The sequence below is a fragment of the Aeromonas hydrophila subsp. hydrophila ATCC 7966 genome (assembly GCF_000014805.1).
GTDB classification, from domain to species: domain Bacteria; phylum Pseudomonadota; class Gammaproteobacteria; order Enterobacterales; family Aeromonadaceae; genus Aeromonas; species Aeromonas hydrophila.
The window spans coordinates 2,918,344-2,941,826 of sequence record NC_008570.1 but is presented as its reverse complement, the minus strand read 5'-3'; the positions used below and the strand labels follow the sequence as shown (position 1 = coordinate 2,941,826).

Here is a 23,483-nt window from a genome sequence, read left to right as displayed (position 1 = left end):
CTTGGCTCAGAGCTGGGTCGCGCGGGCACCCGCGGCCGGCACGCTGCAGTGGGCCTTCTCGGCGCTCTGCTTGCGACCCATCCAGTCGTTGATGGCGTTCTTGCCGGCGATCATCAGGCCGAGACCGATGAAGCCGCCAGGGGGCAGGATTGCCAGCAGCAGGCTGGCATCGGCGTGGAACAGCTCGATGCGCAGTGACTTGGCCCATTCTCCCAGCAGCAGGTCGGCACCGTCGAACAGGGTGCCCATGCCGATGATCTCGCGCAGCCCACCCAGCACCAGCAGCACCAGGGTAAAGCCAAGCCCCATCATGAAGCCGTCGAGGGCCGCCAGCAGCGGCGGGTTCTTGGAGGCATAGGCCTCAGCCCGGCCGATGATGACGCAGTTGGTGACGATGAGGGCGATGAAGATGCCAAGCGCCTGATAGAGGCCGTAGGTGTAGGCGTTCATCAGCAACTGCACGCTGGTCACCAGCGCCGCGATGATCATCACGTAGACCGGGATGCGGATATCCTTGGGCACCAGGTTGCGCACCAGCGAGATGGCGAGGTTGGAGCTGACCAGCACCGCCATGGTGGCAAGGCCGAGCCCCAGCGCATTGGTGAAGGTGGAGGAGACCGCCAGGGTGGGGCAGAGGCCCAGCACCTGCACCAGCGAGGGGTTGTTCTTCCACAGCCCCTGCAGCATCAGCTCCTTGAGTTCTTCGCGGCGGCCATTGCTCTCGCTGAGCGGGCTCTGCCCGTCAATCACATCGACTTGTTCCATAGCTTGTGCTCCGGCGTTAGGGGGTGGCGTCACAGGCGGGGGCGTCGCGCAGCAACTCTGGGTGCTCCTGTTGCAGCAGCAACAGGTTCTTCACCGCCTTGACCACGGCCCGGGGGGTGATGGTGGCGCCGGTGAAGGCATCGAACTCGCCGCCGTCTTTCTTTACGGCCCAGCTGGCCTCGTTGTCGTGGCTGAGAAACTTGCCGACGAAGCTGTTGATCCAGTCCGACTTCTTCAGCTCGATCTTGTCGCCAAGGCCGGGGGTTTCCTTGTGGGCCAACACCCGTACCGCGCTCACGGCGCCTTTGGCATCGGTGCCCACGATGAGGCGAATGGCCCCACTGTAGCCGTCGGGGGCGACGGTTTCCAGCGCATAGCCGGTGATTTCACCCTGCTTGGTCGCGGTGTAGAGCGGCATGGCTTGATCGCTGCCCAGATAGCGTCTGCTCTGCACCAGCTTGCAGCTGGCGACCAGATCGTTGTCATAGCTCCCCTCCGGCAGCAGGGCGGAGAGGGTGCGCAGTTTCTCCAGTTGTTGCTGATGGGCGATCCGCCCCTGAGTCAGCTCGTTGGTCAGCACCACCACGGCGGTGCAGGCGAGGGCAAACAGGGCTAGAGTGACGCCGTTTTTGCGCATGCTCTTTAACATTGCATCATTCCTGAGGGTGAGGTGTGCGCGAGGATCATTTGCGACGGGCTCCGTAGACTTTCGGGCGGGTCAGGCTGTCGATCAGCGGTACGCACAGGTTGGCCAGCAGCACGGCAAAGGCGAAGGCATCCGGATAGCCGCCAAAGCGGCGGATGACATAGACCAGCACGCCGATGAGCACGCCATAGACCAGGCGGCCGCGCGGGGTGGTACTGGCACTCACCGGATCGGTGGCGATGAAGAAGGCCCCCAGCATGGTGGCGCCGCTGAACAGGTGGAACATGGGAGTGGCGGTGGCATCCGGGGTCATCAGATAACCCAGGGTGGCCGCCAGTAGCAAGGAGCCGAGGATGGCCCCCGGAATGCGCCAGTTGATCACCTTCTGCTGCAGCAGGAACAGGCCGCCCAGCAGGTAGCCGAGGTTGACCCAGCTCCAGCCGATGCCGCCCCAGCCTTCGAATACGGTGTGGGTCATCACCTCGCCGGCGGTGAGGCCCTGAGTCAGCCCGGTTTTCAGGGTGTCGAGCGGCGTGGCCATGGTCAGCCCATCCACCCCCTGCTTGAGCTGCGCCATGCTGTAACCGTCGAGGCTGAAGCCGGTGAAGATCACCGAGGCCGCATCGCCAAAGCCGATGTCATAGGCGGCGATGCTGGAGGGTGGCAGCCAGCTGGTCATCTGCACCGGGAAGGAGACCAGCAGCAGCACATAGGCCACCATGGCGGGGTTGAACAGGTTTTGACCCAGCCCGCCATAGAGGTGCTTGGCGATGATGATGGCAAACGCCGTGCCCAGCACCAGCATCCACCAGGGCAGCAGCGGCGGCAGGGAGAGACCGATCAGCACGGCGGTCAGGGCCGCGCTGCCATCCAGCAGGGCCGGTTTGACGGGGCGTCCGCGCAGGCGCAGCACCAGTGCCTCCGAGCCCAGTGCCGTGACCAGCGCCAGCAGGATCTGGATCAGGGTGCCCCAGCCAAAGAACCAGCTCTGCGCCAGAAAACCGGGCAGGCAGGCCAGGATCACCAGCAACATCAGGGTTTGGGTCTGTTTGCGGTTGTGGGCAAACGGCGCACTCGCGATATTGAACATGGATCAGTGGCTCTTGTCGGTCGATGGAGAAGGAGAGGCCTGGGCTGCTGCCTCGGCCGCCAGTTTGCGGGCCTTGGCACGGGCCACGGCGGCGGCAATGGCCGCTTTCTTGGGATCCGCATCGGCGGCTGGCTGTAACGCATCGGCAGCCGGTGCCTCCACGGTGGTCACCTCGGGCTTGGCAGTGGCCTCCTCGTCATGCACCTCTGCGGGCTTGGCAACGGCCTCCTCACCTGGCTCCTGAGCGGCCTTCTTGGCCTTGGCACGGGCGATGGCTGCTGCGATGGCCGCTTTCTTGGGGTCGACCTCGGCGGCAGAGTCAGGCTGCGGCGCTGCGGCAGGGGCTGCCACGGCGGCCTCTTCACCTTCGGTCACGGCTGCGTCCCCTTGCGCCTGAGCGGCCTTCTTGGCCTTGGCGCGGGCGATGGCAGCAGCGATGGCCGCCTTCTTGGGATCCGCGTTGGCGGCTGAGTCAGGCTGCGGCGCTGCGGCAGGAGTTGCCACGGCGGCCTCTTCACCTTCGGTGGCTGCGTCCCCTTGCGCCTGAGCAGCCTTCTTGGCCTTGGCACGGGCGATGGCTGCAGCGATGGCCGCCTTCTTGGGATCTGCGTCGGCAGCGGGGTCAGAGTGGGGCGCGTCTGCAGGAATATCCGCAGCCGCTTCATCGCCTTGCGTGCTGGCGGCTTTTTTGGCTTTGGCACGGGCAATGGCAGCAGCGATGGCCGCCTTCTTGGGATCTGCGTCGGCAATGGGGTCAGACTGAGGCGCAGCAGCAGGGCTATCCGCCACCACTGCTTCGCCTGGCTCCTGAGCCGCTTTTTTGGCCTTGGCACGGGCCAGCGCCGCTGCAATGGCGGCTTTCTTGGCATCCTGCCCGTCCGCTGCCGGCGTATCGGCCTGGACCGAGCCGGGCTCGCTGGCGGCCGCCTTGGCGGCGCGGCGGGCGATGGCCTCCTGCTTGCGCGCCTCGCGGGCGGCAATCATGGCGCTGTTGTCAGGCGCGAGTTCGCTGGCGCCAACCGGCGCAGCGTCCTGTTTGGCCTTGATGCGGGCCAGTGCCGCGGCCACCGGATCTTCTCCGCCGGCCGCCGTCATGGCCTGGCGACGCTGGGCGGCAGCCTCGGCATGACGGGCTTCGCGGGCGGCTTTTTCCCGCTCGAAGCGGGCCTGCTTGGCCTCGAAGCGCTGCTTGGCGCGCTCGGCCTTCTCGGCCTCGGCGCGCGCCTCGCGGATGTCATCCTTGGCAATCTTGTAGTACTGCACCAGCGGGATCTCGCTCGGGCAGACCCAGGCACAGGCGCCGCACTCGATGCAGTCGAACAGGTTGAGCCCCTCGGCCTTGTCGTACTCCTTGGCCCGGCTGTACCAGTAGAGCTCTTGCGGCAGCAGGTTGGCCGGGCAGGCGTCGGCACAGGCGCTGCAGCGAATGCAGGCCTGCTCGGGACCGGGCGGTGGCAGTTCGGCCCGGGTGGGGGAGAGCAGGCAGTTGGTAGCCTTGACCACCGGCACCATGGCATGGGGCAGGGTGAAGCCCATCATGGGGCCGCCCATGATCACCCGCTGATCCGCCTCGGGCTGCAGTTCGAAACGCTGCAGCAACCAGCGCACCGGGGTGCCCAGCAGCACCCAGGCGTTGCCCGGTTTCTTGAAGGCGTCGCCGGTGAGGGTGACGATGCGGGAGATGAGCGGTTCACCGTCGATGATGGCGCGCTTGATGGCAAACACGGTGGCCACGTTGAGCACCATGATGCCCATGTCCACGGCGCGGCCCCCCTTGGGAACCTGGCGGCCGGTGAGCAGCTCGATGGTCTGCTTGGCGCCGCCCGAGGGGTACTTGGTGGGCACCGTCTTGACCAGTACGTCTTCGTCTGTGGCATGACGGGTCAGCTCACCGATGGCGGCCGGCTTGTTGTCTTCCACCCCGATCAGGGTCAGCTTGGGCTTGAGCAGGTGCTTGAGCACCCGGATGCCCTCCATGATCTCGTCGGCATACTCCTGCATCAGCCGGTCATCGGTGGTGATGTAGGGCTCGCACTCCAGCCCGTTGACGATCAGGATCTCGGTCAGCTGACCGCGGCCATCGAGCTTGCTGTGGGTCGGGAACACGGCGCCGCCGAGGCCCGCGATACCGGCCTGCTGGATGCGCTCGAGCAGCTCGCCCCGCTCCAGATTCCAGTAGTCGCTGCGGCCCTGACGCTCGCCCCAGGCATCTTCGCCATCCGGGGTGAGGGTGATGCAGAGATCGTCGAGACCCGAGGGGTGGGCCACCGTGTGGTGACCGATGGCGGTGATGGTGCCGGAGGTGGAGGCGTGCACCGGCACGAAACGCCCCTTGTCATGGCGAGTGAGCGGCTGGCCTTTCTTGACCTGGTCGCCGACCCGCACCAGCAGGTCGCCGGCCGGGCCCGCGTGCTGGCGCACCGGGATGATGAGCTGGGGCGGCAGACCCGCGTCCACCACCGGGGTGAGACTGGATTGGTCTTTGTTCTCGGGAGGGTGAATGCCGCCGTGAAAATCCCACAGAGTGCCGGCTTTGATGCGTTCGAGTAAGGACTGCATGGTTACTTATTCCACTATCTTGACCGGAATGGCGACGTTGGCCAGATCCCACTTCCAGTTGTCGACCGTGGTCGGCACCGGGATCATTTCGATACAGTCGGTCGGGCAGGGATCGACACAGAGATCGCAGCCGGTGCACTCGTCGGCAATGACGGTGTGCATCGCCTTGGTGGCGCCGACGATGGCATCGACCGGACAGGCCTGGATGCACTTGGTGCAGCCGATGCATTGATCTTCATGAATGAAAGCGACTTTCTTGATGGGGGCGGCGGCCTCGGCGCCGCCCAGCGGCTGGGGCTCGACCCCCATCAGGTCGGCAATCTTGCGCATGGTGGCATCGCCACCTGGCACGCACTTGTTGATCTGGTCGCCATTGGCCAGCGCCTCGGCGTAGGGCTTGCAGCCCGGGTAGCCGCACTGGCCGCACTGGGTTTGCGGCAGCAGGGCGTCGAGCTGATCGACGATGGGATCGGCTTCCACATGAAATTTGACGGCGGCAAAGCCCAGGATGATGCCGAAGGCCAGAGCCAGCAGAGCCAACACCAGAACGGCAAAGAGTATGTGAGTCATAGCGCTATATCTTGATGAGGCCGGTAAAGCCCATAAAGGCCAGCGACATCAGGCCGGCGGTGATCATGGCGATGGAGACGCCGCGAAACGGGGTCGGGACGTCGGCGGCCACCAGACGCTCGCGCATGGCGGCAAACAGGATCAGCACCAGCGAGAAACCGGTGGCGGCGCCGAAGCCGTAAATGATGCTCTGGATGAAGTTGTGGTGTTCGTTGATGCTGAGCAGGGCGACCCCCAGCACGGCGCAGTTGGTGGTGATGAGCGGCAGGAAGATGCCCAGCAGACGATAGAGGGTGGGGCTGCTTTTGCGGATAACCATCTCGGTGAATTGAACCACGACGGCGATCACAAGAATGAAGGCGAGCGTGCGCAGGTAGGCGATGTTCAGCGGGATCAGGATATAGTGTTCCATCAGATAGGAACAGGCGCTGGCCAGGGTCATCACGAAGGTGGTCGCCAGCCCCATGCCGATGGCGGTTTCCAGCTTGCCGGAGACGCCCATGAAGGGGCACAGGCCGAGGAATTTCACCAGCACGAAGTTGTTAATCAGCACAGTGCCGACCAATAAAAGCAGGTACTCAGTCATTGCAGGTTGGTTATCCGGTGTGAAGGCGGCGGTATTATCTGATTTTAGGTGCCTTTTAACAACCGCAAGGCCGCATGGTTATTATTCAAATGGCCAATTTCATGGAGGAAACGTGCGCCCTTTACCTATTTTTACCCTGACCCTGGCGATGCTGCTCTGGTCCAGCTCCTTCATCGCGCTCAAGCACGTGCTGGGGGTCTGGGGTTTCGGTCAGGTGCTGTTCATGCGCATGAGCGTGGCGGCGCTCTGCTGGCTGTGCTGCTACCGCTATCTCGGCAATTTCCGCTATCAGAAAGGGGACTGGCGCTGGCTGGCGTTGATGGGGGCATTGGAGCCCTGTCTCTATTTCCTGCTGGAGGTCAACGCCCTGCGCTACACCAGTGCCGGCCAGGCCGGCATGGTCTGTGCCCTGTTGCCGCTCATCGTGGCGCTGGTGGCCTTCGTGCTGATCCGCGAGCGGGTGAGCCGGCGCCAGTTGCTCGGCTTTGCCATCGCCATCTTCGGCATCGCGCTGCTCGGTTTTGGCAGCGGGACGGATGAATTTGCCCCCAATGCCCTGCTTGGCAACAGCCTGGAGATGGCGGCCATGTTCTGCGCCGCCACCTACTCGGTGGTGTTCAAGAAGCTCTGCAGCCGCTACAGCGTGTTGACCCTGACTGCGTTGCAGGCGTTCGTCGGCACCCTCTTCTTCGCCCCCTTTGCCTTTGGCGAACCCTGGCCGACGGCCTGGGTCTGGCAGGACATGGCGGTCATCGTCTTTCTCGGCGCCTGCGTGACCCTGGGGGCCTACCTGCTCTACAACTGGTCGGTGACCCAGGTGAAGGTGACGCTGGCGGCGGCCTACGTCAATCTCATCCCGGTGTTCACCCTGCTGCTGGCCTATCTGCTGTTGGGGGAGACCCTCAACGCCTTGCAATGGGTGGCCTGTGGCGCCGTGCTGCTGGGGATCGCGGTGGGACAGCTGCCGGCCAGGCGCGTGCGGATGCCAGCGGCCACCACAGGCTCGTGACGGCCGCAAATTGACTAAAGTCAGGGCTGGTAGCAGCGAGGAGCGGGATCATGAGTGACATGAGGTTATTGGCGCAGGCGCGACTGCTGCTTGGCCACCATCCCTTCACCCTGGCCGATGCGCGGGCACTGGAGGCGCTGGAAGAGGAAGCGGTGGGCGAGGAGGGGCTCTGCATCGCCGAGCTGTGGGAGTGCGCCCTGCAGCAGGCGGATGATGAGGCCAGGCACTATCTGTCGGGGCGGGATTGACGCTTTGACCGGAAGATAAAACACACGGGGCCTGCCCCGTGTGTTGTGATGGCGAGGCCCTTAGATGGAGAGGCCTTTGACTGTGTCCGACACCGAGTTGGCGTCCTCGATGATCTCCTGAATGACGCCGGCGATGATGTCGGCCTGGGCCTGGCCCGCCATCGCCTTGTCCGATACCACCGAGACGGTCTGGGTGATCCTGGAGGTGATGTCAGAGTTGAGCCGGATGACGGAGACTATCTCACCGGTGGAGGTGGAGGTTCTGGCTGCGAGCTGGCGCACTTCATCGGCCACCACCGCAAACCCGCGGCCCTGCTCGCCGGCGCGGGCCGCCTCGATGGCGGCGTTGAGCGCCAGCAGATTGGTCTGATCCGCGATGCTGCTGATGGTCGAGATGATGGACTCTATGCTTCTGGATTGCTGGTTGAGGTTCTCTATCTGCCGGCTGACTTCACTGACCGAGCTGTTGATGTGGGCCGAGGTTTCCAGCACCTTGTCGATCACTTCCCGGCCCCTGGCGGCGCTCAGTACCGTCTCTCCGGCGATGGCGCAGGCCTTCTGGGCCGCTTCGCGCACCGAGATGGACTTCTCGACCCGTTCGCTGATGTTGCTCGCCAGCTTGATGATTTTGATCACCTTGCCCTCGTGGTTGAAGATGGGGTTGTAGGTGGCCTCCAGCCAGATCTTCTCGCCGTGGCGACCACGGCGCATGAAGAGCCCCGACTGGATGGAGCCCGTTCCCAGATCCCGCCAGAAGTTGGGATTCTGCTGATAGAAGGCCTCGTCGCAGAACATGCGGTGGGACTGGCCAACCACCTCGTCCAGCCGGTAGCCGAAGCAGTGCAGGAAATTCTGGTTGGCGGTGATGACGGTGCCATCGGGCTGGAAGTCGATGACGGCCAGGGATTTGTCCAGTGCCGCCAGCAGGGCCTGGGTGCGCTCCAGGGTGGATTGCTGCTCGGTGACGTTGGAGGCCACCTTGGCCACCTTGATCACCTTGCCATCGAGGAGGATCGGGAAGTAGCTGGCTTCGAGCCAGACCGCCTTGCCCGATTTGGCCTGCCGGATGAAACGGCCGTTGCGCGACTCCCCTCTGCGCAGATCCTGCCACAGCTGCTCATATTCGCGGGTTTTCACGTCCTCGGGAAAGCAGAGGGCGCTGTGGTGCTTGCCGATCACCTCCTCCCGGGCGTAACCCACGATGGCGAGAAAACGATCGTTGACGAAGGTGACCACCCCCTCCGGGGTGAACTCGATATAGGGAACCCGTGACTGGATGGCCTGCTTAAAGGCGCCAAGTTCTGCGATCTGTGCCGCTTGTTCACTCTGTTCACTTTTACCCGTGCGATTCCAAAACATGGCGGAGCTCCTTGTTAAGACCCTGACGAGCCTTTCATGACAATACCCGACCGGCTGAATACTAGTACAGGTTGTTTGGTCGTCGCCTCAGCCATCAGGGTTAATTGTTTGTTTTATCATTATCGATCTTGTCATGTTGGCAAGCCGTGCAGAGGGGCGGGGAGGCCGGTCCTGCTCCGCAGGCTGACGGCAGGCCCCTTGGGCGGCATTTGTCCCACGCTTTGCTCATTTTCCCCGCGATTCAACACATCAGAGCACCTTATCGCGGCAAGATGAGGTATCTTATGCCCCGATTTCATCCATTAAACGGATCCGAGACCCCATATGATCATCAAACCCAAGGTTCGCGGCTTTATCTGCACCACCACTCACCCGGTCGGTTGTGAAGCCAATGTTCGTCGCCAGATCGCTTATACAAAGGCCAAGGGCACCATCGAAAATGGTCCCAAGAAGGTGCTGGTGATCGGCGCTTCCACCGGTTATGGCCTGGCTTCCCGCATTGCCGCCGCCTTCGGCTCCGGCGCTGCCACCCTCGGTGTCTTCTTCGAAAAAGCCGGCAGCGAGACCAAGACTGCCACCGCCGGCTGGTACAACTCCGCTGCCTTCGACAAGGCCGCCAAAGAGGCGGGCCTCTACGCCAAGAGCATCAACGGCGATGCCTTCTCCAACGAGTGCCGCGCCAAGGTGATCGAGCTCATCAAGCAGGATCTGGGTCAAATCGATCTGGTGGTCTACTCCCTGGCCTCGCCGGTGCGCAAACTGCCGGATACCGGCGAAGTGGTGCGCTCTGCCTTGAAACCCATCGGCGAGGTCTACACCACCACCGCCATCGATACCAACAAGGATCAGATCATCACCGCCACCGTCGAGCCGGCGAACGAGGAAGAGATCCAGAACACCATCACCGTCATGGGCGGTCAGGACTGGGAGCTGTGGATGGCTGCCCTGCGTGATGCAGGTGTGCTGGCCGACGGCGCCAAGTCGGTGGCTTACTCCTACATCGGTACCGATCTGACCTGGCCAATCTACTGGCATGGCACCCTGGGCCGCGCCAAGGAAGATCTGGACCGCGCCGCCGCCGCCATCCGTGGCGATCTGGCTGGCAAGGGCGGCACCGCCCACGTGGCCGTGCTCAAATCCGTGGTGACCCAGGCCTCCTCCGCCATTCCGGTGATGCCGCTCTACATCTCCATGGCCTTCAAGATCATGAAGGAGAAGGGCATTCACGAAGGCTGCATGGAGCAGGTGGACCGCATGATGCGCACTCGTCTCTACGCTGCTGACATGGCGCTGGACGATCAGGCTCGCATCCGCATGGATGACTGGGAGCTGCGCGAAGACGTGCAGCAGACCTGCCGCGACCTGTGGCCGTCCATCACCAGCGAGAACCTCTGTGAGCTGACCGACTACACCGGCTACAAGCAGGAGTTCCTGCGTCTGTTCGGTTTCGGGCTGGAGGAGGTCGATTACGATGCGGATGTGAATCCGGACGTGAAATTCGATGTGGTCGAGCTCTGAGTCTGACCCAAGTGAAAACAGGGCCCCGCGGGGCCCCGTTTTTTTGGCAAAAATCCCGCTAAGTCGCGGAATTTTATTATCCGCGATCACCTTTTTCCCATATCAAACCCGCTAGTCTGGCGGTGATCGGATCACATGACGGCATTGCCGAGGTACGGAAGCTATGACCACTCCACATGAAGCGCCCAAAAAGCGCCAACTCCCTACTGTCTATACCCTGCTTTTCATCATCATCGCCCTGATGGCGGCCCTGACCTGGGTGCTGCCGGCGGGCAAATACAACTACGTGACGGCCAAGACCCAGCAGCCGATTGCGGCGGCGGCCGTGGCCGACTACAGCGGCGACGAGCGGCTGTTGCCGGTGCCCGGCAGCTACACCGAGCTCCCCTCCCAACCGCAGGGGGTATTCGATGTGCTCAAGGCCCCCATCCAGGGCTTTCACAAGGCGGCCGACGTGGCGCTGTTCGTGCTCATCATCGGTGGTTTCCTGGCGGTGACCATGCAGAGCGGGGCACTGGATGCCGGGGTGGGGGCCATAGTGCGCGGTTTTGCCGGGCGCGAGCGGCTGCTGATCCCGGTGCTGATCGCCCTGTTTGCCTTGGGCGGCTCCACCTTCGGCATGGCGGAGGAGACGGTGGCCTTCTGGGCACTGATCGTGCCGGTGATGATGGCGGCGGGCTTCGATCGCATGGTGGCGGCAGGGATCATCCTGCTCGGCTCCGGGGTCGGGGTGCTTGCCTCCACCGTCAACCCGTTTGCCACCGGCATCGCCTCCGGTTTTGCCGGCATTCCCATCGGTGAGGGGATTGGCCTTAGGGTTGTGCAGTGGCTGCTGCTGGTGATCTTCGCCTCCTGGTTCGTGATGCGCTATGCCAAGCAGGTGCAGCAGGACAAGTCCCGCTCCGTGCTGGCCGACATCGCTTATGACGACGAGTTCTCCCAGATGAAGAGCGGCAATCTCGCCTTCAGCGGCAAGCAGAAGCTCACCATGCTGGTCTTCTTCGGCACTTTCCTGCTGATGATCTATGCGGTGGTGCCCTGGTCGGATCTGGGCATCGACCTGCTGCCCACCCTGGGCTGGTGGTTCGACGAGCTCTCCACCCTGTTCTTCAGCGCCTCCATCCTGATCGCGCTGATCAACCGGATGCCGGAGTCCAACTACGTAGCGACTTTCCTCAACGGGGCGCGGGACCTCATCGGGGTGGCGCTGGTGGTGGCGGTGGCACGCGGCATCTATGTGGTGATGGAGCATGGGGTCATCATCGACACCATACTGCACTGGGCCGAGGGACTGGTGAGCGGGCTGTCGTCATCGGTGTTCATCCTGATGGCCTATCTGGTGCACATCATCCTGAGCTTCTTCATTCCGTCCACCTCGGGGCTGGCGACCGTCTCCATGCCGCTGATGGGGCCGCTGGCAGACTTCTCCGGGATCTCGCGGGATCTGGTGATCACCGCCTATCAGTCCGCCTCCGGCTGGATCAACCTGTTCGCCCCCACCGCCGCCCATCTGGTGGCGGGGCTGGCGCTGGCCAAGATCCCCTACGATCGCTTCGTGCGTTGGGTGCTGCCCTTCATCATCGGGGTAGCTCTCATCACCATGGCGGTGCTGGTGGCCGGTGCCCTGCTGCACGGTTGATGGCGCGGCTAGAAAATGACAGACAACAAAAAGGCTCCCGCGGGAGCCTTTTTCATGAGCCTTGCTTACTGCTTGTAGCCCTTGAGGAAGCGGGCGAGACGGCCGATGGCTTCTTCCAGCTCCTCTTCCCGGGGCAGAAACACCAGCCGGAAGTGATCCGGTGCCGGCCAGTTGAAGCCGGTGCCCTGCACCAGCAGCAATTTTTCCTGCTGCAGCAGATCGAACACCATCTTCTGGTCGTCGCGGATGTCGTACACCTTGGGGTCGAGGCGCGGGAACATGTAGAGCGCCCCCTTGGGCTTGACGCAGGAGACCCCCGGAATGTCGTTGAGCAGCTCCCACGCCTTGTCGCGCTGGCGGCGCAGGCGGCCGCCCGGCAGGATCAGCTCGTTGATGCTCTGGTAGCCACCCAGGGCGGTCTGGATGGCGTGCTGCATCGGCACGTTGGCACAGAGCCGCATGGAGGCCAGCATCTCCAGCCCCTCGATGTAGCCCTTGGCACGGCCCTTGGGACCGGTGATGACCATCCAGCCCTGACGGAAGCCACAGGCGCGGTAGGCCTTGGAGAGGCCGTTGAAGGTCACCACCATCACATCGTCGCACAGGGTGCAGACGCTGGTGTGGGAGATGTCGTCGTAGAGGATCTTGTCGTAGATCTCGTCGGCGAAGATGATGAGGTTGTGCTGGCGGGCGATCTCGATCACTTCCAGCAGGAACTCGCTGCCGTAGACGGCGCCAGTCGGGTTGTTGGGGTTGATCAGCACCAGGCCGCGGGTGCGCGGGGTGATGCGGGCGCGGATGTCGTCGAGATCCGGATACCAGTCGGCCCCTTCGTCGCAGCGATAGTGCACCGCATGGCCGCCGGAGAGGGTCACTGCCGCCGTCCAGAGCGGATAGTCGGGGGAGGGCACCAGCATCTCGTCGCCGTTGTTGAGCAGCGCCTGCATCGCCATCACGATGAGCTCGCTGGCACCGTTGCCGATGTAGATGTCGTCGATGTCGACCTTGCGCATCCCTTTTTGCTGGTAGTACTGCATCACCGCCTTGCGGGCCGAGAACAGCCCCTTGGAGTCGCAGTAGCCCTGGCTGAGCGGCATGTTGAGGATCACATCCTTGATGATCTCTTCCGGCGCATCGAAACCGAACGGGGCCGGGTTGCCGATGTTGAGCTTGATGATGCGGTGGCCTTCGTCTTCGAGACGGCGAGCTTCTTTATGCACCGGGCCGCGGATGTCATAGCAGACATCGTCGAGCTTGTGCGACTTGTCGATAGTGAACATGGTGACTGTGATTCCTTCCCCTGGGGGCGCGTTGGCGAAAAAGGCGTGTTTTAGTATCAAATTTCTTTTCCCCTATTCTTCACAGAATTGAATGCTAGAACAATCCTCTTTTTAGTAGAATTCCCTGATTTTTAGCCCTAAAACAGGGTTGCCAAAACGTTAAATTCAGCACGATCGTTTGTGGTAACCGAGTTTCACCAGTGAAAGATGAGGGGCTGATTAACAAAGCTACCCGACTGTGTTGAAATATTCACTCTCGCTGGCACGATTGGCTTGCGTGAAAAATGTCATTATTTTTGTCGGCGCCGGCCCAAAAAGCAGAGCATGTGGTCTGCGCGCCATGCTGGCGCCGCCCGGCGTCGATATCGAAGGAGTTCCCATGCAAGCCCCCGCAGTTGGTCGCTACCGCCATTTCAAGGGTGGGTATTATCAGGTGTTGACCCTGGCCCTGCACACCGAAACCGGGGAGCAGCTGGTGATCTACCAGAGCGAGCAGGATGGCGCCGTCTATGCCCGCCCGGTGGCCATGTTCATGGAGTGGCTTGAACATCAGGGAGACGTGGTGAGCCGTTTCACCCCGGTTGCCGGCTGAGGCTGACCATTGACCATGAAAAAAGGCGCCTGATGGCGCCTTTTTTCACAAGGTGAGCTTACTGGTAGAGACCCAGGTTCTCTTTGGCATAGGCTTCGAAATCGGTGCAGCCACCGATGTGCTGCTCGTCCAGGAAGATTTGCGGCACGGTATTGACCGGCTTGCCGGCGCTCTTGGCCAGATCTTCCTTGGTGATGCCTTCGGCGTGGATGTCCACGTAGCGGAATTTGAAATCGTCACGCTGTTCAACCAGCTGCTCGGCGATCTGCTTGGCACGGACACAATAGGGGCAACCGGGACGACCAAAAATCACTGCAAACATGTTCTCTCTCCATTCATATGAGGCTGGGGACAGGATAGCCCCGCCTCGTGACTAGTCAAAGTGGAAATTGTCGATACGGCCGTTCGCCATCTTCGATAAGGCGCGTTTCGCCGGCCGTCATCATCAATCACTTTGCGGTAGCTCAACCCTGATCGGCGATCTGGATCGGCTGCTGCTGATAGATGCTCTCCAGCACTCCCTTCTCGAACACGGTCCAGGGCCAGGCGGCCTTGCTGGCGCGGTAGCGCTCGTGGGTCGCCGGATCCTGCGACAGGCCGCGCTGGAACATCACGAAGGCCTTGCGCTGGCCGCCGGCGGTGTCGATGAAGCCCACCAGGTTGGAGGTGCCGGTGATGGTGCCGGTCTTGGCATGCACCTTGTTCTTCATCATGGGGGCGGTGACGCTGCGCCGCCACGCCAGGGTGCCATCCACCTGGGAGCTTGGCAGCAGCTTGATGAGGCCAAGCTCGGCATCATTTTTCTGGATGAAGTTCAGCACCGACAGCATCTGGCGGGCGCTGATGAGGTTGTGGGCAGAGAGGCCCGAGCCGTCGGCCAGGGTGGCGTTGCCCAGATCGATGCCGTTCTTGGTCAGAATGGCGCGCACCGCCATGGTGCCGCTGCGATAGCTGCCCGGCTTGTTGTAGTAGTGGCGACCGACGGTCTTCAGGAAAGTATCGGCATAGAGGTTGTCCGATTTTTTCAGCATCTTGGCCAGCATCACCGGCAATGAGACCGAGTAGTGGGTGCCCAGCGTCTCGGCATTGTCCGGCGATTTGTGGGTCACCCGCAGCAGGCCGTCATGCTTGATGCCGGCACGGTCCATGGCCCAGCGGATGTTGTCCCAGCCCCAGGCCTCCACGTCGTGGATGGCGAAGCGCAGTCCCTGTGGCTCCTTGTTCGGGGTGATGCAGCCTTTGAGCTCGTAGAAGTTGCCCTTGGCCATGTCCACTTCCAGTGCGCAGAACTGGCGCGCCATGTCGCCATAGCTCATCACCTCCACGTTGTCGGCACCGATGCCGATGGGCACGCCGGTGGCCACGTTGCCGGTGGCCGGCTTGCCGATCTGGGTGGCGGTGATGGTGCCGTAGGCGCAGTTCTTGTCGATGATCACCGACGAGACCGGGGCGGCGAAACAGAGGGTCTGATCCCCCCACGACCAGCCGTTGCCGCGCTCGTAGCCGTTGTAGGCGCCGGTGTTGACGTAGACGTTGCCCTTGATGCGGTTCACGCCGAGCTGCTTGAACAGGGCCAGCAGATCCATGCGGGAGAGGGTGGGGTCGCCGACGAAGTTGATCCAGATGTCACCATTGATGGCATCACCCTGTTTGGCGCCGGGCTGAGCCTGAATGTCGGTGGCAAAGCGGAAGTCGGCACCGAGCTCGAGACGGGCCGCCAGCGCGGTGAGTACCTTCATGGTGGAGGCGGGGGCGATCATCTGATCCGCATGGCGGGCAAATTCAACCCCGTTGTTGCCCTGCACTATGATGGCGTACTGGCCACCCTGAGGGGGCGTCAGCGGGGCGGCCTGGGCCGCCAGAGAGAAAAGAGCACAAAAACCAATCAACAGCCGCTGCATAACATCCTCTAACGTGACGAAGGGGCCCGGCAGTTGTGCCGGCCCTGATAATTCAACCTTGTTTCACCCGCCGATACGGGATCGACCGTGGCAAAGCCATTCATACGATTTATGCCGGTCGCCAGCGGCCATCATGCCATCGAGTTGGCGGTGCGATAGCGACCCTCATAATCAAAAATCTTCTCTTTTATCTGCCAGAACCGCCCCGCTTTGCGGGCGATGACGAAATCGGGGTGGCGAAACTGGTTTTGGGCCGCCAGCACGCTCGCCAGGGTGGCAAACTCGGGTTCCAGACCCGGGGCGGGCCAATGATGACGCACAAAGACCTGTTGAAACAAGCGCCGTGCGCCCTGGGAGTGAAATCCGAAGTACTCATTGAGGGTGAGACCGTCCTCATCGTGATAAACCACTTCCAGTCGCTCCCCCTGTTTGCCACGGCCGGCACTCAGCGTCAGCCCGGCGCAGCGGATCACCATGCAATCCTTGAGATTGAGCGCCTCTTTGAGCTTGTCGTCAGGGTCCACCAGCAGCTGATCGCAGCTCTGGCAGCGGCGGGCGGCGATGTCGTTTTCGGCACCGCAAGCGGGGCAGATCTTGGCGCGAAAACGGTAGTCGCACTCCTCGCGGTTGCCCTCGTCATCTTCAAACAGCCCCTGACAGCGGCGGCCGTAGTGCTCGATCACCTTGCCATCCTCGTCGGTCTTGCCCCAGAAGGTGTTGGCAAAGCCGCAGGCGGGGCAGGGCACCTGCACCGGCTCGGTACCGGCGTGGGGGCGAGGCTCCCCCACCTCGGGGGCGAACAGGTTGAAGTTGTTGCCCGCATAGTCGAGCACCAGACAGTCCGTCTTGCCGGGTGAGAGGCGCAGGCCGCGACCCACGATCTGCTGGTAGAGCGACACCGATTCTGTGGGTCTGAGCATCACGATAAGATCGACGTGGGGGGCGTCGAAGCCGGTGGTGAGCACCGCCATGTTGACCAGAAACTTGAGCTCGCGCGCCTTGAAGGCGTTGATGAGGGCGTCGCGCTCCGGCCCCGGCGTCTCGCCGGTGATGAGGGCGGCCTGCTGGCTTCTGGCGCTCAGCAGGCCGTGAATTTCGCGGGCATGCTCGACAGTGGCGGCGAAGATCATCACCCCCTGCCGGTCGGCGGCATACTCCAGCACCTGGCTCAGGATATGGGGGGTGACCCGCTGCTGACGCTTGAGCTCGCCGTTGAGATCCGCCTCGCTGAACAGGCCGTTCTCCCGCGCCACCAGCTTGCTGAAGTCGTAGTGGACGATGGGGGCATCCACCATGCGCGGTGGCGTCAGATAACCATTTTTGACCATGAAGCGCAGCGGCAGCTCGAACACGCAGTCGCCAAACAGCCGCTCGCCGTGGCTTTTGACCATGCCGTGGTAGTGGCGCCGGTAGATCCAGCCCAGCCCGAGCCGATAGGGGGTGGCGGTGAGGCCGAGGATCTTGAGGGCCGGATTGGCGGTCTTGAGATGGTCGATCACCTGATGGTATTGGCTGTCGTCATCGAGCGAGACTCGGTGGCACTCGTCAATGATGAGCAGCGAAAACGCCCCGTCGAAGGCAGCCAGATTGCGTGCTACCGACTGTACCGAGCCAAACACCACCTGGGCGCTCGCCTCCTTTCGGGCGAGGCCGGCGGCGAAGATATCGGCCTTGAGCCCCCACGCCTCGTACTTGGCGTGGTTCTGCTCCACCAGCTCCTTGACGTGGGCCAGCACCAGCACCCGGCCGCGCGCCTTGCGGGCCAGTTCGGCGATCACCAGACTCTTGCCGGCCCCGGTGGGCAGCACCACCACGGCGGGATCCGGGTGCTGGCGAAAGTGGCTGATCACGGCGTTGACGGCGTCGGTCTGATAGGGTCTGAGGACGAACATGCAGGTTTGGGGGGATCTATGTGGAGTGGTGCAGGATGGCGCCATTATAGGGGTCTTGGCGCCAAAAAACAGCGGGCCGGCATGGTGCCGGCCCGCTGGCGACGACGTCTTCGCTTAGTGGAAGGGGAAGACGTAGTTCATCCAGCTGGCCATGCGCAGCAGCACCTTGCGCATCACCGAGACATGGTGGAAGTGCTTGGTGTAGATGGCAGCCTGGCCGCTGGCCCCGGCGATCACCTGATACTTGGGCCATTCGGGGTCGGTGATGGAGATGAGCACCGGCAGGCGGCCCGGCTGAACGGCACTGGCCTGATCGAGCAGGCCGGCGTTGGCCTGCACGTTGCCGGCGGCGATGGCCGGGATCACGGCGGTCACCTGGCCCTGGAAGATCTTGCCGGGGATGCCGTCGATCACCACTTCGGCCTCATCACCCACCGCCAGACGCTGCATGCTGTTCTGCCAGAACCAGCCCACATAGGCGGTCTCATCCTTGTGAATGAAGGTCATCACCGGGCGGTACATGAAGGGGGTGGCGATCATGCCGGGGCGCAGGGCCAGCTGCACCACGTGGCCGTCGCTCGGGGCATAGACCACGGTCTGCTCGACCTGGTACCTGGCCTCGTCGAGCTGGGCCTGCAGATCTTCCAGCGTCGCCTGTTGCTGCTCGATCTGGGCCACGATGTCGTCCACGTTGGCCTGGGTGACGTCGAGGTCGCGCTGCTTGCCGACGCCACGACGCATCAGGTCGCTGGCGCGATCCCGGTCGAGCTTGGCGGAGCGCAGCCTGGCCTCGATGGACTTGAGGTGGTTGCGGTTGGATTCAACCCGCGCTGTCAGGCTGTCCGCCCTCAGCTGGAAGGGGGCGGCATCTAGGCGAAACAGCACATCGCCCTTCTTCACCGGCTGGTTGGCCTGTACCGGCACCTCGATGACCCGGCCCTTGACCAGCGGCACGATCGGGGTGGAGACATAGTAGTTGCGCGCCATCTCGGAGTAGGGGTGGTTGTAGTTCATCAGCATGATCAGGGTGCCGATGAGCAGCACGCCACCCAGCGCGGCGGTGGGCACGGTCCACTTGTTGAGCGGGATACGGAAGATTTTGAAGATGGCCACGCAGACGGCCGTGTAGGTCAGGATCAGTAGCAGGTCCATGATTTATCCCTGTTGCTCGGTCTGTTCGATGGTATTGAGGCGGGCCTTGAGGTCGGCCAGCTCCTGTTTGAGCTGCTGGATATCATCTTCATCCTGCTGCAGCCGCTGGTTGAAGCCCCAGCCCCGCTCGGGACGATAGAGGGTGGCCCAGATCCAGAGGAAGGGCCACAGCACATGCAGAGTGAACAGACTGACCCAGCCGGCCACGTGAATGGCGTCCTGATGGGGGTGTTGACGATGTTTGGCTATTTCATAGGGAATGTCGTGAATGACGATGACCCCATAAAAAATGACCAAACCCACAAAAAAAAGCAGACCAAGAGCAAAATAATCGAGTGCCATTTACGCCTCCGCTGGCTTGACGCACCGCATTGTCATTGGGATCAGGGCTCTGCAAGGCAGTCAGCCACCTGATTTCCCTCCTGTCGGGCCCGAAATCTTAAGTTGTTTTGTTGTACTGAAGCTTAAGTAGTTTCCAAGTCGTCAAAACAGACGCTGATATTGTTGGGGGCAAGTCCGTAAAGTCGTATCCATGACAAGGACTTACGCTGGGAGTATGGCATTGCTGAAGGGAAATGTTCTGCAAAAAAAGGAGCCCTGACGGCTCCTTTTTTGACATGGTTGGCGTGGATCAACTTTCGCTGGGCTTGTTGATCAGCGCAGGCCTGAATTTCACCAGGAAGGCCACCGTGACGATCAGGGTGCTGGCCAGTCCAATTGTGGTGGAGATGCCCATCTCCAGCCCGAACCCGATGGGGGCGTTGGCCAGGTAGGTGAACACCACGGCGGTCATGAACATGGCGGGAATGGTGCAGACCCAGTGCAGCTTGCCCTCTTTGGCGAGGTAGGCCGCCGCCGCCCACAGCATCATCACCGCGGTGGTCTGGTTGGCCCAGCCGAAGTAGCGCCAGATCACCCCGAATTCGGCCTTGGAGATGATGAAGCCGAGGATGAACATGGGGATGGCGATCAGCAGTCGCTTGGCCATGGGCTTCTGGGTCAGTTTCAGGAAGTCCGCGACGATGAGGCGGGCACTGCGAAACGCGGTATCGCCGGAGGTGATGGGCAGGATCACCACGCCGAGGATGGCCAGGATGCCGCCGACGGTGCCGAGCAGGCTGGTGGAGACCTCGTGTACCACGGCAGAGGGGCCGCCGCTGGCCAGGGTGGCGTTGAGCGCCTCGGTGCTGTCGTAGAAGGAGAGACCCAGGGTGCACCAGATGAGGGCGATGATCCCTTCACCAATCATGGCGCCGTAGAAGATGAAGCGGCCGGAGCTCTCGTTTTGCATGCAGCGCGCCATCAGCGGCGACTGGGTGGCGTGGAAGCCCGACACGGCGCCGCAGGCGATGGTGATGAACAACAGCGGCCAGAGCGGCAGCTCGGTCGGGTGCAGGTTGGAGAAATCCATCCCGGTGTTGTAGAAGCCTTTGCCGGAGACGATGAGGCCGATGATGAGGCCGACCGACATGAACACCAGCAGGGCGCCGAAGATGGGGTAGAAACGGCCGATGATCTTGTCGATGGGGACTATGGTCGCCAGGATGTAGTAGGCGAAGATGGCCGCAATCCAGTAGACCAGATCGGTGGAGGTGAGGTTGGCCAGAAGGCCTGCCGGGCTCAGCACGAACACCACGCCCACCAGCATCAACAGCACCACGGCGAACAGGTTCATGAAGTGCTTGGCGGTGGTGCCGAGGTGCTCACCGACCACGGTCGGCACCGAGGCGCCCTTGGCGCGCACCGACAGCATGCCGGAGAAGTAGTCGTGCACAGCACCGGCGAAGATGCAGCCAAACACGATCCAGAGCATGGCGACCGGACCGTAGAGGGCGCCCAGGATGGGCCCGAAAATGGGGCCGACGCCGGCGATGTTGAGCAGCTGAACCAGATAGACCTTTTTGTCCGACATGGGGACATAGTCCACCCCGTCCGCCATGGTGATGGCGGGGGTTTTCAGCTCCGGCTTGGGGCCGAATATCCGTTCGATGAATTTGCCGTATACGAAATAGCCGGCCACAAGTAAGCCGACACAGAGGAAGAACCAGATCATTGCTACGCTCCTGCTTTGTTATTGTTGGGTGTGCGCGGCCAGTGTAGGGGCTTGCTCTGTTGACGGCAGGTAAAACGGCATGAGCGGTCATATGGCGGACCGAGCGGTCGGCGCTCGTGATCCGGCTCACATCGTGGGGCTTACTCCAGCCCCAGCATCTCCTTGAACTCCTTCAGGTAACGGCGGCTGACCGGCACCTGGGCGCCGCTCGGCGTCACTATCTCCGCCAGCTGGTTCTCCAGCAGCCGGATCTCGAAGATGGCGGCCGGGGCCACTAGGTACTGGCGGTGGCAGCGCAGCAGCGGGGTCTTCTCCTCCAGCGATTTGAGGGTGAGCTGGGTGTGAAACAGCTCGCCCTGGCTCGCCACGTGCACTCCGCCGAGATCGGAGAAGGCGTACTCCACCTGTTCGATGGGCAGCAGCCGTACCCGGTTGTGCAGGTAGCCCGGGATATGGCGAATGGCGGGGGCGAGCGCCGTCATGGGCTGGGGGCTGAGATCTTGCCTCAGCCGTGCCAGCGTCTTGGCGAGGCGCGCCGGCTCCACCGGCTTGAGCAGGTAGTCGAAGGCGTTCTCCTCGAACGCCTGGATGGCGTACTCGTCAAAGGCGGTCACGAAGACGATGCGGGGCAGGGGATCGAGCATGGCCACCAGCGCCATGCCGCTGAGCTTGGGCATCTGGATGTCGAGAAACACCACGTCGGGTTTGAGCCGCTGAATAAGCGGCAGCGCCTCGATGGCATTGGCGGCCGCGCCCAGCAGTTCGATATCGGGCTCGGCGGCCAGGTGCTGCATCAGCTCCTCGCGGGCATAAAGCTCGTCATCGACGATGAGGGTGCGGATCATGGGGGTCTCCTGCGTGGCTGGGGTGGTGGGTGAAGATGAAGTGGGACGGCGGCCGGATCATGGCAGATCCCTTGGCAGGGTGACGGAGACCCGGGTCCAGCAGTCGGGCTCGCAACTGACGCTCAGGCCATAGCGGTTGCCAAAGGCAATCTTGAGGCGCCGGTCCACCAGGGTCATGCCGAGCCCGTCGCCGGTCGGTTTCTCCTGCCAGGTGCCGGCATTGTCCTCCACGTGGATGGTGACCCGCTCTGCCGTCTGCTCGGTGTAGAGGCGAATGTGCCCCTGCTCCAGCAGGGTGGAGATGCCGTGCTTGATGGCGTTCTCGATGAGGGGCTGCAGGGTGAAGCTCGGCAGCTTGAGGTCGGCAAGGGCCGGCGGAATCTCGTTTTGCACCGTCAGCCGGTCGCCAAAGCGGGCCAGCTCGATCTCCAGATAGGATTGGCAGTGCTCCTGCTCCTCCTGCAGGGTGGCCAGGCCGCTCTGGCGCTTGAGGTTCTTGCGAAAGAACAGGGAGAGGTGCAGCAGCAGCTGGCGCGCCCGCTCCGGTTCGCGCCGGGTGATGGCGCTGATGGTGTTGAGGGTGTTGAACAGAAAGTGGGGATTGATCTGGGCCTGCACCAGCTTGAGCTCGGATTGCACCAGCAGCCGTTGCTGCTGTTCCAGCCGGCCGGTCAGCAACTGCTGGGAGAGCAGGTTGGCAATCCCTTCTCCCAGGGTGTGGTTGATCTTGAGAAACAGCCGCTTCTTGGGCTCATAGAGCTTGATGGTACCGATCACTCCCTCGTCGCCGTGCAGCGGGATCACCAGCACCGAGCCGAGCTGGCACTGGGGCGAGATGCTGCAGCGGTAGGGCTGGCTGTTGCCGTCGGCAAACAGCACCTTGTTGCGGGCGATGGCCTGCATGGTGATGGCCGAGGTGATGGGGGTACCTGGCTGGTGGTGATCCTCACCGATACCGATGAAGGCGAGGATCTTGTCGGTATCCGTGATGGCGACGGCGCCCACCCCGGTCTCCTCCTGGATGATGCGGACAATCTTGTGGCTGGCCTCTGGGGTGAAGCCCTGGCTCATGATGCCGACGGTGCGGTTGGCGATATTGAGCGCCTTGGCGGAGAAGACCCGGGAGAACTTCTCGTACATCTGCTGCTGATCGCGGATCATGCTGATGAAGAGCGCGGCGCCGCAGGAGTTGGCCAGGATCATGGGGGTGGCGATGGTGCGCACCAGCAGCAGGGATTTATCGAATGGCGTCGCCACCAGCAGGATGATCACCATCTGCATGATCTCGGCGTAGAGGGTGGTGAAGAAGGCGATGCGCGGCTCGAACAGTGCATCCATCTTGCCCGCCCGCATCAGCCGCCAGTGCACCAGCCCGCCCAGCAGTCCCTCGCAGGTGGTGGAGATGGCGCAGGCGAGATCGGTGAAGCCACCCAGGGTATAGCGGTGCAGGCCGCCGGTCAGCCCCACCAGAAAGCCCACCAGCGGGCCCCCCAGCAGCCCGCCCAGCACGGCGCCGACGGCGCGGGTATTGGCGATGGCGTCGTCGATGTCCAGCCCCACGTAGGTGCCGAGAATGCAGAAGCAGGAGAAGGTAATGTAGATGAGCACCTTGTGAGGCAGCCTGACCGAGTAGTTGGCCAGCGGACGCAGCAGCGGACTCTTGGAAAAGAGGTAGGCGATGACCAGGCTGACGCTCATCTGTTGAAGCAGGGAGAGGACCAACTGCATAAAAAACGTTCCTCAGAGTCCGTGCCGAAAAAAGCGGCAACCTTGAATAAA

General features: G+C 62.5%; 21 protein-coding genes and 1 pseudogene. 5 read left to right on the top strand and 17 right to left on the bottom strand.

Annotated elements, in window-relative coordinates; genetic code table 11:
* Positions 1-6: 6 nt before the first annotated feature.
* Genes AHA_RS13330 through rsxA form a run of 6 tightly spaced genes read right to left on the bottom strand, consistent with a single transcriptional unit; the run spans position 7 to position 6,216 of the window.
* Positions 7-765, bottom strand: a complete 759-nt coding sequence (locus AHA_RS13330; RefSeq protein ID WP_024944880.1) for an electron transport complex subunit E — start codon at positions 763-765, stop codon at positions 7-9.
* Between the two features lie 16 nt (positions 766-781).
* Positions 782-1,414, bottom strand: coding sequence for an electron transport complex subunit RsxG (gene rsxG, locus AHA_RS13325; protein WP_011706453.1), 633 nt, complete (start codon positions 1,412-1,414; stop codon positions 782-784).
* A gap of 34 nt (positions 1,415-1,448) precedes the next feature.
* A complete protein-coding gene (gene rsxD, locus AHA_RS13320; protein WP_011706452.1) occupies positions 1,449-2,501 on the bottom strand; it encodes an electron transport complex subunit RsxD in 1,053 nt (350 codons plus the stop codon).
* 3 nt (positions 2,502-2,504) lie between these two features.
* A complete protein-coding gene (gene rsxC, locus AHA_RS13315) occupies positions 2,505-5,060 on the bottom strand; it encodes an electron transport complex subunit RsxC (protein WP_011706451.1) in 2,556 nt (851 codons plus the stop codon).
* A gap of 6 nt (positions 5,061-5,066) precedes the next feature.
* A complete protein-coding gene (gene rsxB, locus AHA_RS13310; RefSeq protein ID WP_011706450.1) occupies positions 5,067-5,630 on the bottom strand; it encodes an electron transport complex subunit RsxB in 564 nt (187 codons plus the stop codon).
* Positions 5,631-5,634: 4 nt separating this feature from the next.
* Positions 5,635-6,216, bottom strand: coding sequence for an electron transport complex subunit RsxA (gene rsxA / locus AHA_RS13305; protein ID WP_005302262.1), 582 nt, complete (start codon positions 6,214-6,216; stop codon positions 5,635-5,637).
* Between the two features lie 112 nt (positions 6,217-6,328).
* Here rsxA and AHA_RS13300 point away from each other — a divergent pair, with 112 nt between their 5' ends.
* On the top strand, positions 6,329-7,225 hold the full coding sequence (locus AHA_RS13300; RefSeq protein ID WP_164927675.1) for a DMT family transporter: 897 nt from the start codon (positions 6,329-6,331) through the stop codon (positions 7,223-7,225).
* A gap of 50 nt (positions 7,226-7,275) precedes the next feature.
* Positions 7,276-7,473: a hypothetical protein gene (locus tag AHA_RS13295; RefSeq protein WP_011706448.1), complete on the top strand. Its 198-nt coding sequence runs from the start codon at positions 7,276-7,278 to the stop codon at positions 7,471-7,473.
* Between the two features lie 60 nt (positions 7,474-7,533).
* Here AHA_RS13295 and AHA_RS22040 read toward each other — a convergent pair whose 3' ends face one another.
* Both AHA_RS22040 and AHA_RS22035 read right to left on the bottom strand, forming a co-directional pair.
* Positions 7,534-7,965 (bottom strand): methyl-accepting chemotaxis protein, encoded by a 432-nt coding sequence (locus tag AHA_RS22040; RefSeq protein WP_258955074.1) that lies wholly within the window; start codon positions 7,963-7,965, stop codon positions 7,534-7,536.
* Between the two features lie 108 nt (positions 7,966-8,073).
* Positions 8,074-8,832, bottom strand: a pseudogene (locus tag AHA_RS22035) (PAS domain-containing protein); the annotation flags it as partial.
* Positions 8,833-9,156: 324 nt separating this feature from the next.
* Between AHA_RS22035 and fabV the strand changes: the two are divergent.
* Complete coding sequence (gene fabV, locus AHA_RS13285; RefSeq protein WP_011706445.1) at positions 9,157-10,350, top strand: enoyl-ACP reductase FabV; 1,194 nt, start codon at positions 9,157-9,159, stop codon at positions 10,348-10,350.
* Between the two features lie 163 nt (positions 10,351-10,513).
* Positions 10,514-11,989, top strand: coding sequence for a YfcC family protein (locus tag AHA_RS13280; RefSeq protein WP_011706444.1), 1,476 nt, complete (start codon positions 10,514-10,516; stop codon positions 11,987-11,989).
* Positions 11,990-12,054: 65 nt separating this feature from the next.
* Here AHA_RS13280 and AHA_RS13275 read toward each other — a convergent pair whose 3' ends face one another.
* Entirely contained in the window at positions 12,055-13,269 is a 1,215-nt protein-coding gene (locus tag AHA_RS13275) for a pyridoxal phosphate-dependent aminotransferase (RefSeq protein ID WP_011706443.1), read from the bottom strand.
* Positions 13,270-13,648: 379 nt separating this feature from the next.
* On the opposite strand from AHA_RS13275, the gene AHA_RS13270 reads away from it, so the two are divergent.
* Positions 13,649-13,861, top strand: a complete 213-nt coding sequence (locus AHA_RS13270; protein WP_164927674.1) for a DUF1653 domain-containing protein — start codon at positions 13,649-13,651, stop codon at positions 13,859-13,861.
* A gap of 58 nt (positions 13,862-13,919) precedes the next feature.
* Here the strand turns inward: AHA_RS13270 and AHA_RS13265 are convergent, their stop codons facing one another.
* The 8 genes from AHA_RS13265 to AHA_RS13230 form a co-directional block, all read right to left on the bottom strand.
* Entirely contained in the window at positions 13,920-14,183 is a 264-nt protein-coding gene (locus AHA_RS13265) for a GrxA family glutaredoxin (protein WP_010633640.1), read from the bottom strand.
* A gap of 142 nt (positions 14,184-14,325) precedes the next feature.
* Positions 14,326-15,762 carry a D-alanyl-D-alanine carboxypeptidase/D-alanyl-D-alanine endopeptidase gene (dacB, locus tag AHA_RS13260; RefSeq protein WP_011706441.1) on the bottom strand — a complete coding sequence of 479 codons (1,437 nt, stop codon included), beginning with the start codon at positions 15,760-15,762 and terminating at the stop codon, positions 14,326-14,328.
* 131 nt (positions 15,763-15,893) lie between these two features.
* Positions 15,894-17,654, bottom strand: coding sequence for a DEAD/DEAH box helicase (locus AHA_RS13255; protein WP_011706440.1), 1,761 nt, complete (start codon positions 17,652-17,654; stop codon positions 15,894-15,896).
* Positions 17,655-17,768: 114 nt separating this feature from the next.
* Positions 17,769-18,806, bottom strand: coding sequence for an HlyD family secretion protein (locus AHA_RS13250; protein WP_011706439.1), 1,038 nt, complete (start codon positions 18,804-18,806; stop codon positions 17,769-17,771).
* Positions 18,807-18,809: 3 nt separating this feature from the next.
* On the bottom strand, positions 18,810-19,148 hold the full coding sequence (locus tag AHA_RS13245; protein WP_011706438.1) for a DUF3302 domain-containing protein: 339 nt from the start codon (positions 19,146-19,148) through the stop codon (positions 18,810-18,812).
* Positions 19,149-19,437: 289 nt separating this feature from the next.
* The gene (locus AHA_RS13240) at positions 19,438-20,859 is read right to left on the bottom strand and encodes a carbon starvation CstA family protein (RefSeq protein WP_011706437.1); all 1,422 of its coding nucleotides are present in this window, start codon (positions 20,857-20,859) and stop codon (positions 19,438-19,440) included.
* Between the two features lie 140 nt (positions 20,860-20,999).
* A complete protein-coding gene (btsR, locus tag AHA_RS13235) occupies positions 21,000-21,704 on the bottom strand; it encodes a two-component system response regulator BtsR (protein ID WP_011706436.1) in 705 nt (234 codons plus the stop codon).
* A 57-nt stretch (positions 21,705-21,761) separates the two neighbouring features.
* Entirely contained in the window at positions 21,762-23,432 is a 1,671-nt protein-coding gene (locus tag AHA_RS13230; protein ID WP_011706435.1) for a sensor histidine kinase, read from the bottom strand.
* Between the last annotated feature and the right edge of the window lie 51 nt (positions 23,433-23,483).

Bases quoted from the DNA above. Each gene is read 5' to 3' on its own strand.
- AHA_RS13330 (WP_024944880.1), bottom strand. From the start codon at position 765: ATGGAACAAGTCGATGTGATTGACGGGCAGAGCCCGCTCAGCGAGAGC.
- rsxG (WP_011706453.1), bottom strand. From the start codon at position 1,414: ATGTTAAAGAGCATGCGCAAAAACGGCGTCACTCTAGCCCTGTTTGCC.
- rsxD (WP_011706452.1), bottom strand. From the start codon at position 2,501: ATGTTCAATATCGCGAGTGCGCCGTTTGCCCACAACCGCAAACAGACC.
- rsxC (WP_011706451.1), bottom strand. From the start codon at position 5,060: ATGCAGTCCTTACTCGAACGCATCAAAGCCGGCACTCTGTGGGATTTT.
- rsxB (WP_011706450.1), bottom strand. From the start codon at position 5,630: ATGACTCACATACTCTTTGCCGTTCTGGTGTTGGCTCTGCTGGCTCTG.
- rsxA (WP_005302262.1), bottom strand. From the start codon at position 6,216: ATGACTGAGTACCTGCTTTTATTGGTCGGCACTGTGCTGATTAACAAC.
- AHA_RS13295 (WP_011706448.1), top strand. From the start codon at position 7,276: ATGAGTGACATGAGGTTATTGGCGCAGGCGCGACTGCTGCTTGGCCAC.
- fabV (WP_011706445.1), top strand. From the start codon at position 9,157: ATGATCATCAAACCCAAGGTTCGCGGCTTTATCTGCACCACCACTCAC.
- AHA_RS13280 (WP_011706444.1), top strand. From the start codon at position 10,514: ATGACCACTCCACATGAAGCGCCCAAAAAGCGCCAACTCCCTACTGTC.
- AHA_RS13275 (WP_011706443.1), bottom strand. From the start codon at position 13,269: ATGTTCACTATCGACAAGTCGCACAAGCTCGACGATGTCTGCTATGAC.
- AHA_RS13270 (WP_164927674.1), top strand. From the start codon at position 13,649: ATGCAAGCCCCCGCAGTTGGTCGCTACCGCCATTTCAAGGGTGGGTAT.
- AHA_RS13265 (WP_010633640.1), bottom strand. From the start codon at position 14,183: ATGTTTGCAGTGATTTTTGGTCGTCCCGGTTGCCCCTATTGTGTCCGT.
- dacB (WP_011706441.1), bottom strand. From the start codon at position 15,762: ATGCAGCGGCTGTTGATTGGTTTTTGTGCTCTTTTCTCTCTGGCGGCC.
- AHA_RS13255 (WP_011706440.1), bottom strand. From the start codon at position 17,654: ATGTTCGTCCTCAGACCCTATCAGACCGACGCCGTCAACGCCGTGATC.
- AHA_RS13250 (WP_011706439.1), bottom strand. From the start codon at position 18,806: ATGGACCTGCTACTGATCCTGACCTACACGGCCGTCTGCGTGGCCATC.
- AHA_RS13245 (WP_011706438.1), bottom strand. From the start codon at position 19,148: ATGGCACTCGATTATTTTGCTCTTGGTCTGCTTTTTTTTGTGGGTTTG.
- AHA_RS13240 (WP_011706437.1), bottom strand. From the start codon at position 20,859: ATGATCTGGTTCTTCCTCTGTGTCGGCTTACTTGTGGCCGGCTATTTC.
- btsR (WP_011706436.1), bottom strand. From the start codon at position 21,704: ATGATCCGCACCCTCATCGTCGATGACGAGCTTTATGCCCGCGAGGAG.
- AHA_RS13230 (WP_011706435.1), bottom strand. From the start codon at position 23,432: ATGCAGTTGGTCCTCTCCCTGCTTCAACAGATGAGCGTCAGCCTGGTC.